General features: G+C 58.8%; 14 protein-coding genes. 4 read left to right on the top strand and 10 right to left on the bottom strand.

Translation table 11 applies throughout. The annotated features are described in order from the left end of the window. Nucleotides 1-34: 34 nt before the first annotated feature. The 3 genes from tpiA to gap all read right to left on the bottom strand — a co-directional run bounded on the left by tpiA (nucleotide 35) and on the right by gap (nucleotide 3,113). Entirely contained in the window at nucleotides 35-784 is a 750-nt protein-coding gene (gene tpiA, locus HMPREF9162_RS06490) for a triose-phosphate isomerase (RefSeq protein ID WP_009438656.1), read from the bottom strand. A gap of 35 nt (nucleotides 785-819) precedes the next feature. Further along, nucleotides 820-2,013 carry a phosphoglycerate kinase gene (gene pgk, locus HMPREF9162_RS06495; protein WP_009438934.1) on the bottom strand — a complete coding sequence of 398 codons (1,194 nt, stop codon included), beginning with the start codon at nucleotides 2,011-2,013 and terminating at the stop codon, nucleotides 820-822. An 86-nt stretch (nucleotides 2,014-2,099) separates the two neighbouring features. Beyond that, nucleotides 2,100-3,113: a type I glyceraldehyde-3-phosphate dehydrogenase gene (gene gap, locus HMPREF9162_RS06500; protein ID WP_009438793.1), complete on the bottom strand. Its 1,014-nt coding sequence runs from the start codon at nucleotides 3,111-3,113 to the stop codon at nucleotides 2,100-2,102. Between the two features lie 232 nt (nucleotides 3,114-3,345). On the opposite strand from gap, the gene mtnA reads away from it, so the two are divergent. Beyond that, nucleotides 3,346-4,428 (top strand): S-methyl-5-thioribose-1-phosphate isomerase, encoded by a 1,083-nt coding sequence (gene mtnA, locus HMPREF9162_RS06505; protein WP_009438653.1) that lies wholly within the window; start codon nucleotides 3,346-3,348, stop codon nucleotides 4,426-4,428. 129 nt (nucleotides 4,429-4,557) lie between these two features. Here the strand turns inward: mtnA and HMPREF9162_RS06510 are convergent, their stop codons facing one another. After that, on the bottom strand, nucleotides 4,558-5,520 hold the full coding sequence (locus HMPREF9162_RS06510) for a type I phosphomannose isomerase catalytic subunit (RefSeq protein ID WP_009438859.1): 963 nt from the start codon (nucleotides 5,518-5,520) through the stop codon (nucleotides 4,558-4,560). 142 nt (nucleotides 5,521-5,662) lie between these two features. On the opposite strand from HMPREF9162_RS06510, the gene HMPREF9162_RS06515 reads away from it, so the two are divergent. Both HMPREF9162_RS06515 and HMPREF9162_RS06520 read left to right on the top strand, forming a co-directional pair. Next, a complete protein-coding gene (locus tag HMPREF9162_RS06515; protein WP_009438672.1) occupies nucleotides 5,663-6,418 on the top strand; it encodes an esterase family protein in 756 nt (251 codons plus the stop codon). Nucleotides 6,419-6,440: 22 nt separating this feature from the next. Then, nucleotides 6,441-7,634, top strand: coding sequence for an acetyl-CoA carboxylase biotin carboxylase subunit family protein (locus tag HMPREF9162_RS06520; protein WP_009438834.1), 1,194 nt, complete (start codon nucleotides 6,441-6,443; stop codon nucleotides 7,632-7,634). A 176-nt stretch (nucleotides 7,635-7,810) separates the two neighbouring features. Here HMPREF9162_RS06520 and HMPREF9162_RS06525 read toward each other — a convergent pair whose 3' ends face one another. From HMPREF9162_RS06525 to HMPREF9162_RS06540, 4 genes are all read right to left on the bottom strand, one after another. Beyond that, complete coding sequence (locus HMPREF9162_RS06525; protein WP_009438729.1) at nucleotides 7,811-8,662, bottom strand: aldo/keto reductase; 852 nt, start codon at nucleotides 8,660-8,662, stop codon at nucleotides 7,811-7,813. A gap of 62 nt (nucleotides 8,663-8,724) precedes the next feature. Then, nucleotides 8,725-9,564: an SDR family oxidoreductase gene (locus HMPREF9162_RS06530; protein ID WP_009438815.1), complete on the bottom strand. Its 840-nt coding sequence runs from the start codon at nucleotides 9,562-9,564 to the stop codon at nucleotides 8,725-8,727. 43 nt (nucleotides 9,565-9,607) lie between these two features. Next, the gene (locus tag HMPREF9162_RS06535; protein WP_009438648.1) at nucleotides 9,608-10,051 is read right to left on the bottom strand and encodes a nuclear transport factor 2 family protein; all 444 of its coding nucleotides are present in this window, start codon (nucleotides 10,049-10,051) and stop codon (nucleotides 9,608-9,610) included. 32 nt (nucleotides 10,052-10,083) lie between these two features. Beyond that, the gene (locus HMPREF9162_RS06540) at nucleotides 10,084-10,599 is read right to left on the bottom strand and encodes a flavodoxin (protein ID WP_009438909.1); all 516 of its coding nucleotides are present in this window, start codon (nucleotides 10,597-10,599) and stop codon (nucleotides 10,084-10,086) included. A gap of 112 nt (nucleotides 10,600-10,711) precedes the next feature. Between HMPREF9162_RS06540 and HMPREF9162_RS06545 the strand changes: the two genes are divergently transcribed. After that, nucleotides 10,712-11,596 (top strand): LysR family transcriptional regulator, encoded by an 885-nt coding sequence (locus HMPREF9162_RS06545; protein ID WP_009438801.1) that lies wholly within the window; start codon nucleotides 10,712-10,714, stop codon nucleotides 11,594-11,596. A gap of 50 nt (nucleotides 11,597-11,646) precedes the next feature. On the opposite strand, the gene HMPREF9162_RS06550 is transcribed toward HMPREF9162_RS06545, so the two are convergent. Both HMPREF9162_RS06550 and HMPREF9162_RS06555 read right to left on the bottom strand, forming a co-directional pair. Next, complete coding sequence (locus tag HMPREF9162_RS06550) at nucleotides 11,647-12,297, bottom strand: class I SAM-dependent methyltransferase (protein ID WP_009438690.1); 651 nt, start codon at nucleotides 12,295-12,297, stop codon at nucleotides 11,647-11,649. Beyond that, the gene (locus HMPREF9162_RS06555) at nucleotides 12,297-12,932 is read right to left on the bottom strand and encodes a hypothetical protein (protein WP_009438635.1); all 636 of its coding nucleotides are present in this window, start codon (nucleotides 12,930-12,932) and stop codon (nucleotides 12,297-12,299) included. Before HMPREF9162_RS06555 ends, HMPREF9162_RS06550 begins: the two co-directional genes overlap by 1 nt. Between the last annotated feature and the right edge of the window lie 40 nt (nucleotides 12,933-12,972).

Consider the following 12,972-nt stretch of genomic DNA (forward strand, 5'->3'; position numbering starts at 1 on the left):
CTCTTTTCTAAGAGCAAATTGCTCGCAGGGGTAATCAAAAATTGACGATCGCGGCGAAATCCTTCGCCTTAAGCGCAGCGCCGCCGACGAGCGCGCCGTCGACGTTCGGCTTCTCCATGAGTCCCGCGATCGTCTCGGGTTTAACGCTGCCGCCGTACTGGATGCGGATCGCATTTGCCGCAGCTGCGCCGTATTTCGCTTTGACAGTCGCACGAATATGAGCGCAGACTTCTTCCGCCTGTTCAAAGGTTGCGGTCTTGCCCGTACCAATCGCCCAGATCGGCTCGTAGGCGATGACGAGTTTCGCGACCTCCTTCGACTTAAAGCCCGCGAGCGCAGCCTCGATCTGATACGCAACGTAGGCAAGATACGTCCCCGCTTCGCGGATCTCGAGCGATTCGCCGCAGCAGATGATCGGCGTGATGCCTGCCGCATACGCCGCGTGCGCTCGTTTGTTGACGCCCTCGTTCGTCTCGCCGAAGTAGTCACGGCGCTCGCTGTGTCCGAGGATACAGTAGGAAACGCCGATCTCTTTAAGCATCTCGGTTGAGATCTCGCCCGTGTAGGCACCGCTCTTTTCCCAATGCACGTTCTGCGCGCCGACCGCGATTTTCGTTCCCTTCACCGCCTCGGTCACGGCGGCAAGCGCCGTCGCTGTTGGGCAGACGACGACTGTCGCCTTAGCCCCCTTCACGAGCGGCGCGAGTTCCTTCACGAGCGCCGTGCCTGCGGCAATCGTGTTGTTCATCTTCCAGTTGCCTGCAATAATCGGTGTTCTTGCCATATTTGAATCCCCTCTTCCAAGTGTAAAACAAAAAATTACTTATTCGCGATGGCGTCAATGCCCGGGAGCACCTTGCCTTCGAGCAGCTCCAGCGTTGCGCCGCCGCCCGTCGAGATGTGCGAAATTTGATCGGAAAGTCCGGTCTTCTTGAGTGCCGCGATGGAATCGCCGCCGCCGACGATGGACGTCGCGCCCTCCTTCGTCGCCTGCGCAACCGCGCGGGCAACCGCCTCCGTCCCCTTTGCGAACGCGTCGAACTCAAAGACGCCCATGGGGCCGTTCCAGATGACGGTCTTTGCGCCCTTGAGTGCCTTCACATACTCTTCGGACGTCTTTGCGCCGCTGTCGAGCGCCTGCCAGCCGTCGGGCACCTTGTCTACGTCGACCGTCTGCGTCTTGGCATCCGCCGCGAACTTATCCGCGATGACGAGATCGACGGGCAGGACGACCTTCACGCCCTTCTTCGCCGCCTTTTCGAGCAGTTTCTTTGCAAGCTCGATCTTGTCCTTCTCGACAAGCGAGTCGCCGATGGGATAGCCCTTCGACGCGTCAAAAGTGTGTGCCATGCCTCCGCCGATGATGATGGTGTCAACCTTGTCGATCATGTTCTCGATGACGCCGATCTTGTCCGAGACCTTCGCACCGCCGAGGATGGCGACGAACGGGCGCTGCGGCGCTTCGAGCGTCTTGCCGATGTAGTTGATCTCCTTCTCCATGAGGAAGCCCGCGACCGTCTCGAGATCGGCGGTGATGCCGACGTTCGATGCGTGTGCGCGGTGTGCGACGCCGAACGCGTCGTCCACAGCAACATCCGCCAGCGCAGCGAGCTGCTTTGCAAAGGCGGGATCGTTCTTCTTCTCCTCCTTGTGGTAGCGGAGGTTTTCGAGGAGCAGGACTTCGCCCGGCTTCAGCGCGCCCGCGGCTTTCTCCGCTTCGGGACCAACGCAGTCGGGCGCCCATTGTACCTCTTTGCCGAGGAGCTCGGAGAGACGTGCGACAATGGGCTTCGTCGAGAATTTCGGCTCGCGCGCCTCGGTCGGACGCCCGACATGGCAGGCGAGGATAACCGCCGCGCCGCCGTCGAGGAGATAATTGATCGTCGGCAGCGTCGCGCGGATGCGCGTGTCGTTCGTGATGTTCTGGTTCTCGTCCATCGGCACGTTGAAATCCACGCGGACAAAGACTTTCTTGCCCTTAACGTCGATGTCGCGAATGGTCTTTTTGTTCATATTGTCCCCTCCGTAAATGAAAATCGAGGTTCGGCCCAAACGTTCGGCCGGACCTCGAAAGATCGTGCTTATTTCATTGTGAAGTTTTAGCCGAGCTCAGCAAAATACTTGATCGTGCGAACCATCTGGCTCGTGTAGCTGTTCTCGTTGTCGTACCACGAAACGACCTGAACGAGCGTGTTGCCGTCGCCCGTGTCGCTGACCATCGTCTGTGTCGCATCGAAGATCGAGCCGTAGGTCGTGCCGATGATGTCGCTCGAGACGATCTCGTCTGTGTTGTAGGCAAACGACTCCGTCGCTTCCTTCTTCATCTGCGCGTTGACCTGATCAACCGTGACCTTGCCCTCGACAACGGCATAGAGGAGCGTCGTGGAGCCCGTCGGGGTCGGGACGCGCTGTGCCGCGCCGATGAGCTTGCCGTTGAGTTCGGGGATGACGAGACCGATTGCCTTCGCCGCGCCCGTCGAGTTCGGAACGATGTTGAGTGCGGCGGCGCGGCTGCGGCGCAGATCGCCCTTGCGCTGCGGACCGTCGAGCACCATCTGGTCGCCCGTGTAGGCATGGATCGTCTGCATGATGCCGCTCTTGATCGGTGCGAGGTCATTCAGCGCCTTTGCCATCGGAGCAAGGCAGTTCGTCGTGCAGGAAGCCGCGGAGATGACCTTGTCATTCTTCGTCAGCACCTTGTGGTTGACGTTGAATACGACCGTCGGGAGATCATTGCCCGCAGGCGCCGAGATGACGACCTTCTTTGCGCCCGCCTTCAGGTGCGCCTCAGCCTTTGCCTTTGCCGTGTAGAAGCCCGTGCACTCGAGCACAACGTCGACGTCATGCTTGCCCCACGGAATCTGTGCGGCATCCGCCTGCGCATAGATGTTGATCTTCTTGCCGTTGACCGTGATGGAGTCCTCGCCCGCGGTCACGGAGTCCGCGTACTTATAACGCCCCTGCGTGGAATCGTACTTCAGGAGATGTGCGAGCATCGTCGGGCTCGTCAAATCGTTGATGGCGACGACCTCATAGCCGGGCGCATCGAACATCTGACGGAACGCGAGACGGCCGATACGACCAAAACCGTTGATAGCAACCTTTACTGCCATAAAAATACCCCCTGTAAAAGCCTTCATTTTCAGCACCGCAGGGTCATCCCCGCCGCACCCTTTTTATAAAGTATATTATAAACCATTCGCAATAAAAGTCAATTTTTTTATCTCGTATCTACCGCCGTTTGGCAAAGTTTTGCGCAGATGCAAAAAGCCCTTGCAAAAGGCACACGAGATTCGATAGAATAAGGTTAGAACAAACGTCTATCATAGGAAATGAGGCAGGATCGTGGCGGAAAATATTCTCGATATGGAAACCGTCGCCCTCGACGACGCGGCGCACACGCTCGTCATCATCGACCAGACGAAGCTCCCCGACAGGGCGGAGTATCTGCATCTAAAAACGCAGCGTGAGATTTGGGATGCGATCAAGGAGCTGAAGGTGCGCGGCGCGCCCGCCATCGGCGACACCGCCGCCATCGGACTTTACCTCGCCGCGTGCGGGATCGATACGGACGACCGCGCGGAATTCGCGCGCCGCCTGCACGACGCCGCGCTCTATCTCAATACATCGCGACCGACTGCCGTCAACCTCTCGTGGGCGCTCGCTCGCATGGAGCGCGTTGTGGAGGAACATCGCGGCGCCTCCGTCCCGGAGCTGCGCGTCCACCTGCGTGACGAAGCATGCGCCATCGTGGCGGAGGACATTGACACCTGTCGACGCATCGGTGAAAACGCTCTGCCGCTCGTCCGCCCCGGCGACGGACTCCTCACGCACTGCAACGCGGGCAGGCTCGCGACGGCAAAGTACGGCACCGCCACCGCCGTCATGTATCTCGGTCACGCAAAGGGCTACAACTTCAAAATCTACGCCGACGAGACGCGCCCGCTGCTCCAAGGCGCGCGCCTCACCGCCTACGAGCTCAGCGCCGCGGGCATGGACGTCACTCTGCTCTGCGACAATATGGCATCCTCCCTTATGGCGCGCGGAAAAATCCAAGCCGTCTTCGTCGGCTGCGACCGCGTTGCCGCGAACGGCGACACGGCAAACAAGATCGGCACCTCGGGCGTCGCCATCCTCGCCAACCATTACGGCATCCCGTTCTATGTCTGCGCGCCGCGTTCGACCATCGATCTGTCGACGCCAACGGGCGCGGACATCGAGATCGAGCAGCGCGCGCCCGAAGAAGTCACGGAGATGTGGTACAGCAGCCGCATGGCGCCGAAAGGCATCAACGTCTACAATCCCGCCTTCGACGTCACCGACCACAGCCTCATCACCGCATTCGTCACAGAGCACGGCGTTCTGCGCGCACCGTATGCGGAATCGCTTCGGACGGCGCACCGGAACAGCCCCATTCATAGGAGATAGAAGCAACGCCAAATGCCGCCGATAAACTTTTACAGGAAATTGAAACGGAGCGAATACGCCGTATGAACCTTACAATAGAAAATAAATAAGTCTTGATGGACTTCTCCTCATGGCATTTCCCTCTATCGATTAAACGTGCGTAAGCAGCAGCGTCCCGTGACCATGTACTTCATACGCGCCAAGTCCCGCGGGGATGAACGCCGTCTCGCCGCGCGCAAGGCTGATCCGCTGCGCGCCGTGCGTCAGCGTGCACATGCCGTCCGTGACGACCAGTGCGTGGAACGAGACATCGTCCGCCGCAAAGGAGAGGTTCTCTTTGACCATAAATTCATAGACGGTAAAATACTCCGTTGCCGCGAGCAGGCGCCCCGCTCCTCCACACAGGAACCCGAGCCGTGTCATACCGCCGAGGGAGATCTCCGACGGGACGAGCGAGGCGACCTCCTGCGCCTTTTCGATGTGCAAATCGCGCGTTTTGCCGTCCGCGCCGACGCGTCCGTAGTCGTAGACGCGGTACGTGACATTCGACGCCTGCTGTATCTCGCAGATGAGGACGCCCGCGCCGATGCCGTGCAGCGTCCCAGCGCGCACGAGCAGTGCGTCGCCGCGGTGCACGGGCACGCGGCGGAGCGCGGAGACGATTGAGCCGTCCGCCGCCTTTGCCGCGAGTTCCTCCCGCGAGAGTTCCTCCGCAACGCCACAGATCACCTCCGCGCCCTCCGTCGCGTCGAGGACGTACCACAGCTCGGTCTTGCCCGCGTCGCCCTCCACGCGGCGCGCATAATCGTCGTCCGGATGCACCTGCACGGAGAGGTTCTGCGCGGCGTCGATGAGCTTAATGAGGATCGGCATGTCCGTGCGTCCGCCCGCGCGTGTGCCGAGCGCCGCCGGATGATCCGCAAGCCACGCGGCGAGTGTTTCACCCGCCGGCGCTCCGCTCGCAATGCGGCAGAGCCCGTCCGGATGCGTCGAGAGCTCCCAGCTCTCCGCCGTGATGCCCGCGCCGCAGTCTTTCCCCAGCTCGTCATGCAGACGATGCCCGCCCCAAAGATAGTCCTTGAACACGGGCGAAAGTTTCATCATATAAGACAAATATCATACACTCCTTTTCGTTTGTCTCATTATCCTAAATATTCTCCAAAAAAGCAAGCAGGCTTCCCGTTCCATTTGACAAAATCGGCGTGATTCGATAGAGTAACATTGTATTGAAAACTACAAATGCACGGAGGTTTTTATGATAGACTGCAAAGAAATCAACTGGCACAGCGCGCGCCTCGACCGTGTGATGAACATCCGCATCTACGGCAGCCCGAACGCCGCCCCCATCCTCGTGTTCCCGACGCAGGACGCGATGAGTGACAACTTCGAGAACTTTGGCATGATCGAAGCGATGGCAGGTGACATCGCTCGCGGGCGCATTCAGCTCTTCTGCGTCGATACCGTCGACACGGAAACGTGGTCGAACATCTGGGGCAATAAGCCGTGGCGTGCGCGCCGCCAAGAGCAGTACTACGCCTACATCGTCGACGAGGTCGTCCCCTTCATCCGCGGCGAAAATACGAGCGGGCGGCTCCCCATCGCCGCGGGGTGCAGTCTCGGCGGACTCCACGCCGCCATTGTGTTCTTTCGCCGCCCGGATCTCTTTGACGGCGTGCTCGCCCTCTCGGGCGTCTATGATGCAAAGTTCTTTACCGACGGATGGATGGACGGCGTGCTCTACGACAACTCCCCGCTCGATTTCCTCGGGAATATGCCCGCCGATCACCCCTACATAGACCTCTACAACGACCGGCGGATCGTACTCTGCGTCGGGCAGGGCAGCTGGGAGGAGGAGGGACGGCGCACGACCGCGCTCATGGGCGACGTGCTCCACAGCAAGGGGATTCACGCGTGGGTGGATTTCTGGGGCTACGACGTCGATCACGATTGGGACTGGTGGAAAAAGCAGTTCCCGTATTTCCTCCCGTTCGTGCTGCGTGAACAGGTCTGACCAAGAACAATGAGGTGATTGTATGAATTTTATCTTCATTTCGCCGCAGTTCCCGCGTGTCTATTGGAATTTCTGCGATCGTCTGAAAAAGAAGGGCGTCAACGTCCTCGGCATCGGCGACACGCCCTACGAGGCGCTCGCAGACGAGGTGCGCGAATCGCTCACCGAATACTACTTCGTCCCCTCGCTCGGCGACTACGACCAAATGCTGCGCGCCGTCGCGTTCTTTACGTTCAAATACGGGCGCATCGACTGGCTCGAATCGAATAATGAGTTCTGGCTCGAGAGCGACGCGCGTCTGCGTACGGATTTCAACATCCGCACGGGCTGGCAGTTCGGCGACATGGATCACATCAAGAATAAATCCGCCATGAAGCCCTTTTATAAGAAAGCGGGCATCCCGACCGCGCGTCTGCGCCCTGTCACGACGCTCGCGGATGCCGAGGCATTCCTTGCCGAGGTCGGCTATCCCGTCATCGTCAAGCCCGACACGGGCGTCGGCGCGACGGACACCTACCGCATCGACAGTCACGACGAACTGTGCCATTTCTACGCGTCAAAGCCCGAAGTCCCCTACGTCATGGAGGAGTTCGTGACGGGCGACATCTGTTCCTACGACGCCATCGTCGATTCGAACTCCGTGCCCATCTTCGAATCCATGACCGTGTGGCCGCCGTCCGTCATGGACATCGTGCTCTATCAGCTCGATCTGTCCTACTACACAGCGGATCGCGTACCGGATGCGCTCAAAAAAGCGGGGCGCGCCACGCTCAAATCGTTCGGCGTGCGCAGCCGCTTCGTCCATCTCGAGTTCTTCCGCCTGACGAAGGCAAAGAAAGGACTTGGGGACATCGGCGATTTCGTCGGGCTCGAGGTTAATATGCGCCCTGCGGGCGGCTATACGACCGACATGATGAACTTCGCCCACTCCACCGACGTCTATGAGATCTGGGCGGACATGATCACCGCCGACCGCCGCCTGCTCCCCGACCGAAACGAGCACTGCTTCTGCGCGTATGCGAGCCGCCGCGATTTCCACCGCTATGTGCACAGTCACGAGGAAATCCTCGAACGCTATGCCGGCAAAATCGTCATGTGCGAGCGGATGCCCGAGATGATGTGGCCGCAGATGGGCAACCACATGTATACGGCAAAACTCAAAGACCAAGCCGCAACGGACGAGTTTATCAAATTCGTCCACGAACAGGTCGAATAGGAACATCGCTGGGAATCAAACATCATATGCGAGACACAGCAAAAGCTCCCGCCACGGCGGGAGCTTTTTGACGGTATGCGAAATGTCCCGGGATGGGGCTTCATGCGGATCCTGCCATCACGAACAGCGTAAAAATAAGCATTTGCCGGAAGACGTCCATGTCAATCTATCGCCTTTCAGTCATGGATATGCCAACCGCTCAGCCACTTGACGGTCTCTGCAGTACGATGATCAACGATCTCGCTGCGTCCCATGTCAAGACGCGAAACCTCCGCCATCTCGGCATCCGTCAACGAGAAATCCCAAATATCGATGTTCTCTTCCATGCGCTCCCGCCGCACGGATTTCGGAATGATCACGACGCCGCGCTGCACATTCCAGCGCAGGACAACCTGCGCCACGGTTTTCTCATATTTTTTCGCAACAGCGGCGAGCTTTTCATTTGTGAAGATGCCGTGCTTCCCCTCTGCGAGGGGTCCCCACGCCTGCGGCACAACGCCGAACGCCTTCATTGTTTCAATCGCCTTCTCCTGCGCAAAGAAGGGATGCAGCTCCACTTGATTGACCATCGGCGGAATCTTTGCATTGAGGCAAAGATCGACAAGCCGATCCGGATAGAAATTGGAGACGCCGATCGCGCGAATCTTGCCCGCCTTATAGAGTTCCTCCATCGCGCGCCACGCGCCGTAATAGTCGTTAAAGGGCTGATGGATCAGATAGAGATCCAGATAATCCAAGCCCAGTTTTTCCATAGAGACGGCGAACGCCTTCCTTGCGCCCTCATAACTTGTATCCTGCACCCACAGTTTCGTCGTGATAAAGAGTTCATCGCGCGGGATGCCGGATGTGCGGATCGCTGTGCCGACGGCCTCCTCGTTAAAATATGCCGCTGCCGTATCGATCAGACGATAGCCCGATGCAATCGCGTCCAGCACCGCCTGCTCGCACTGTGCCGCATCCTCTACTTGAAAGACGCCGAATCCTTCCATCGGCATCCGAACGCCGTTCTTCAATGTTACATATTCCATGGCATAATCCTCCTGCTTCCCAACACGCGCGGTAGTGCCTCCCGCTTTGGTAATCCCCCTGCTCAGCTCCGCGGATCTTCGCTGAGTTTCCCGTAGAAATAGGAAGCCGTCGCGCCTCCGTCGATGAGGAAGTCCGCGCCCGTAATGAACGCGCCCTGCGGACTCAGCAGCAGCTCGGCGACGTTCGCGATCTCGTCCGCCGTGCCGGGACGCCCCGCCGGGCATTTGGCAAACATATTCTTGTAGAAGTCGCCGCGAATGCCGTTGAACTCGTCGATAGCGAGCGGCGTCACGACGATCCCCGGCGAGATCGAGTTGATGCGTGCGCCGCGATCGCTCCAGCGCCCCGCCGCCTCGCCCATGACGCGTTTCGCATTCGCGCGTTTGGAGAGCTGATAAGCATGGAGACTGTTTTCGATCCGATCGGGCTGCAAAAAATCGAGCGCGAGCAGTTCCTCAGTCGGCGTCACGGCGAGCGCCTTGTCCTGCTCCGCCGTGAGCTGTGCCATGCGGTGCCCGGACTGACTGGAGATCGTCACGCCCGTGCCGCCGCGCGCGATGACCTTGCCGACCTCCTCGAGGAGTACCGCCGTACCGTAGAGATCGACCTTCAGGATGGCTTCGATGCTTGCCTGACTGGGCGAGAGCCCCGCGCCGTTGACGAGCATCTTGACCTCTCCGTATTCCTGTGCCTTTTCGATGAGGGTGCGGATGGAGGTGCGGTCGGAGAGATCCATCTCCATCGCCTCCGCATCAAAGCCCGCGTTCGTCATAATCCCCACGATATTGTCCGCGTTCTTCCGGCTCTTATCGCCCACGACGATCTTCATCTCATAGCCCATGCGGCGCGCAATCGCCATGCTCAGCTGACCGGCTCCCGTCACAATCATAACGTCTTTCATATGTTCTCCCCGTTTCCTATGATAGATTCAAAACGTCACCGGTTTATTTTCCAAGTGCGTGCGTATCGGAGAACATGAAATACTGCTCCCGTGCCGCAATGCGCCACCCCGCCGCAGTCCTCACATAGCGATCCTCATAGCGCACGGCGTGCGTCGTCAGCATATCGGCACCGTCCTTCTCGTTGACGAGATGTGCCAGCGCATAGCAGGTTCCCGTGGCATGCGTCTCGTCCTCGAAGGCGACCGTCTGCTGTCCGTTCATATGGAACGCCGCCTTCGCCGCGCCGAATCCCTTGTACGCCGCAATCAGATCGTGCACATTCTTCAGATCCATCCCAAGTTCGCCGTTAAAGTAAACGCGCACCCGGCAGTCCTCGGTAAAGACATTGACATAATAATCCTGATTATTCTTGTCCGACTCGTTCGCATAGGTATCAACGAGCTGTTTGAGCTCTTGACGCGCAGCAATTTCTTCGATCATCGTCATTGTAATTCCCCCGTTTTCATGGTCAATAAGTTTTATTTTGAAACGCTTTCAAGCCAACTGCGGATGAGCGGCTCCGCCGATGCGACGCTTCCGCCGTGGATCGGCAGCCCTTTTTCCACCTTTGCGCCCGCACAGAGACGGGCGATGTCCTTCTCGCTCGCACCCATGCCGCTGCCCTCGTGCGTGCAGAACGGTCGGATCGCCTTTCCTTTGAAATCAAAATGCTCTAGGAACGTGAACACCGCCATCGGCATCGTCCCCCAATAGTTCGGGTATCCGAGATATATGACGTCATAGCCGTCGAGGCTCTCCGGATATTCCTTCAGCGCGGGACGGGCATTGCGCCGCCGATCGGCGCGCGCCTCCTCGATGCAGGTGTTGTAATCCGCGGCATATGCCCGAACCGGATCGATCCTGAATATATCCGCCCCCGTCAACTTTCGGATGATGCCTGCGGCGACTTCCGTATTCCCTACCGGCAGTTCCTTGAGCGTTCCGCTCACATAGTTCTCGTGTGCGCGGGAAAAATACGCAATCAACGCTTTCATTCTGTGTGCCTCCGTTCTTGTTTCTGTATGTATCATACAGCAAGATTCGTTGACACTGAATCTCCGATATGTTACAGTCGTTTTAACCAAAAGTTCAAACCGGAGGCATCATATGATCAGCACACAGGTATCGGTATTTTTAACGGTCGCGGACTGCGGCAGTTTCAGCAAGGCAGCCGAACGGCTCTTCATCTCTCCCACGGCGGTGATGAAACAGATCAATACGCTCGAGAGCCGTCTTGGGTTTCCTCTCCTCACACGCAGCTCGCACGGCGTCCGCCTGACTCCTGCGGGCGAGGTGATCTGCAAGGACGCACAGTTTCTGACGGACTATGCCGCGCAGTCGATAGAAAACGCGCGCCGCGCCATGACCGAAGAACCGAAGGTGTTTCGCGTGGGAACCTCGATGCTCAATCCGGCAAAGCCGTTCATGGATCTCTGGTACCAAATGAGCGAGACGTTCCCGGACTACGCGCTGAATCTCGTTCCCTTCGAGGACGATCACAACGGCATTCTTGCAGAGATTGCGCGCATTGGCGAGAAATACGATTTCCTCGTCGCCGCATGCGAGTCCGACACATGGCTGGAAAAATGCAATATGCTGCCGCTGGGACGCTATGACATTATGTGTGCCGTGCCCCGCGGACATCGCCTTGCCCAAAAGAAACTGCTCGCGCCGTCCGACCTCCGCGGCGAAACGGTGCTCATGGTCGCCGCGGGCGACTCCGCGACCAACGACGCCGCGCGCCGCACATTAGAAGGGGATCTGCATGTCCGCATTGAGGACACGGCGCATTTTTACGATATCTCGGTGTTCAACCGCTGTGCCGAAACGGGCAGCGTACTGCTGACGCTCTCTTGTTGGAAGGATGTGCATCCCGCGCTCGTGACGATTCCCGTCGATTGGGCGTACGCCGTCCCCTACGGACTCCTCTATGCGCAGCATCCGCCCGCGCACATCGAGAGATTCGTCCGCACACTCGCGCAGCATAGATAAAAGAGCCGGTATGCCGATGCGTACGATGCACCGGCATACCGACTCTCTATTTATCTTTTCCCAAGAACGGCGATCCAATATTCGCCGTCCATAAAATGTGTCTCGACCTCGGGGAATCCCGCCGCACGGAAGAGCCGTTCAAATTCCGCGGGCGTCGGATTCGTCAGCTCGTATGCCTCAACCTTTTCCCGAATGCCTGCCGGGAGATCGGGGCGCTCGTAGATCTCCGCAAGCAGGAGGAACATCCCGCCCGGCTTTACAACGCGCGCGACCTCCTTCAAGCTCTCCGCAGGATTCGGCCAAAAGTAGAAACTCTCAACGGTCACAACTTTATCAAAGTGCGCGTCCGGGAACGGCAGAGACTCTACCGATCCGGAGAGAATTTCCATGCGTCCCGACGCCACGAGCGCGCTGTTGAATGCCCGCGACGCCTCGACCGACGTCTCGGAATAATCGATGCCGACGAGATGCCCCGCCGTCACGCGCTCTGCCATGCGTGCGAGTGTGTTGCCGCCGCCGCAGCCGACGTCGAGCACGGTATCATTCGGTACGAAGGAGAGGAGGCTCAGCCCCCACGCCGTGAGCTTCGCATGGCTCTCGTTCATGCGCGTGAGCATCGCGCGCCCCGCCGCACCCTCGGGACGGCGCGGGTTTCCCTCCGCCGTCTCGCGATTGAGATCTTTCCAGTCTTTTTCCGCCATTATTCCGCCACTCCCATCGTCTGTTTCGATAGATCAAAGCCGAACTGCATTGGGTCGGCAGGATCCCAAATACGCGTCTTTTCGTTATAGCGCACGGGTACATAGAATGTCACCGTGCCGACGGGCTGCAGATCGCGATACGCCTCCGCCGTTGCCTCCACGGCAACCCGGCGGATCTCCTCGGGCGATGCGTCAAGACGCATGCGCTTTCGCAGGAGCGAGGACGCCTTTTCCTTTGCCCCCTGCATATCGAACCGCGTCACCGTCACCTCGACCGTCGCCACGCCCTTCCCCTCTTCCGAGGTCGTCGTTTCGACCGTCGCGCGGCGCAGTGACTCCATATATGCGTCGCCGAGCTGCGCCGCCTCCTCGGGGGAGAGCACCGCCCCCGTCGTCTGCAAAGCATTCTCGAACGCCGACTTCATATTGAACGACTCCATCGGCGCGCCGTAGGACGCAAGCCGTTTCTGCGCCGTCTCGTCCTGCCGCACGAGCGCGTCACAGTAGAGCTTGACGCTCTCGGCGGCGCTCGCCTTCTCCATACGCCCAATTGTCGAAACATAGAGCGCCGCAAGGATCGCCGCCGTAAAAATACCAACGAAAATCATTGGAAATCGAATTTTAGAATTTTTCACAACAAAAGTCCTCCTGCTTAATTTATCGGAAGGATCTTAC

It is taken from the genome of Selenomonas sp. oral taxon 137 str. F0430 (genome assembly GCF_000183625.1).
Taxonomy (GTDB): domain Bacteria; phylum Bacillota; class Negativicutes; order Selenomonadales; family Selenomonadaceae; genus Centipeda; species Centipeda artemidis.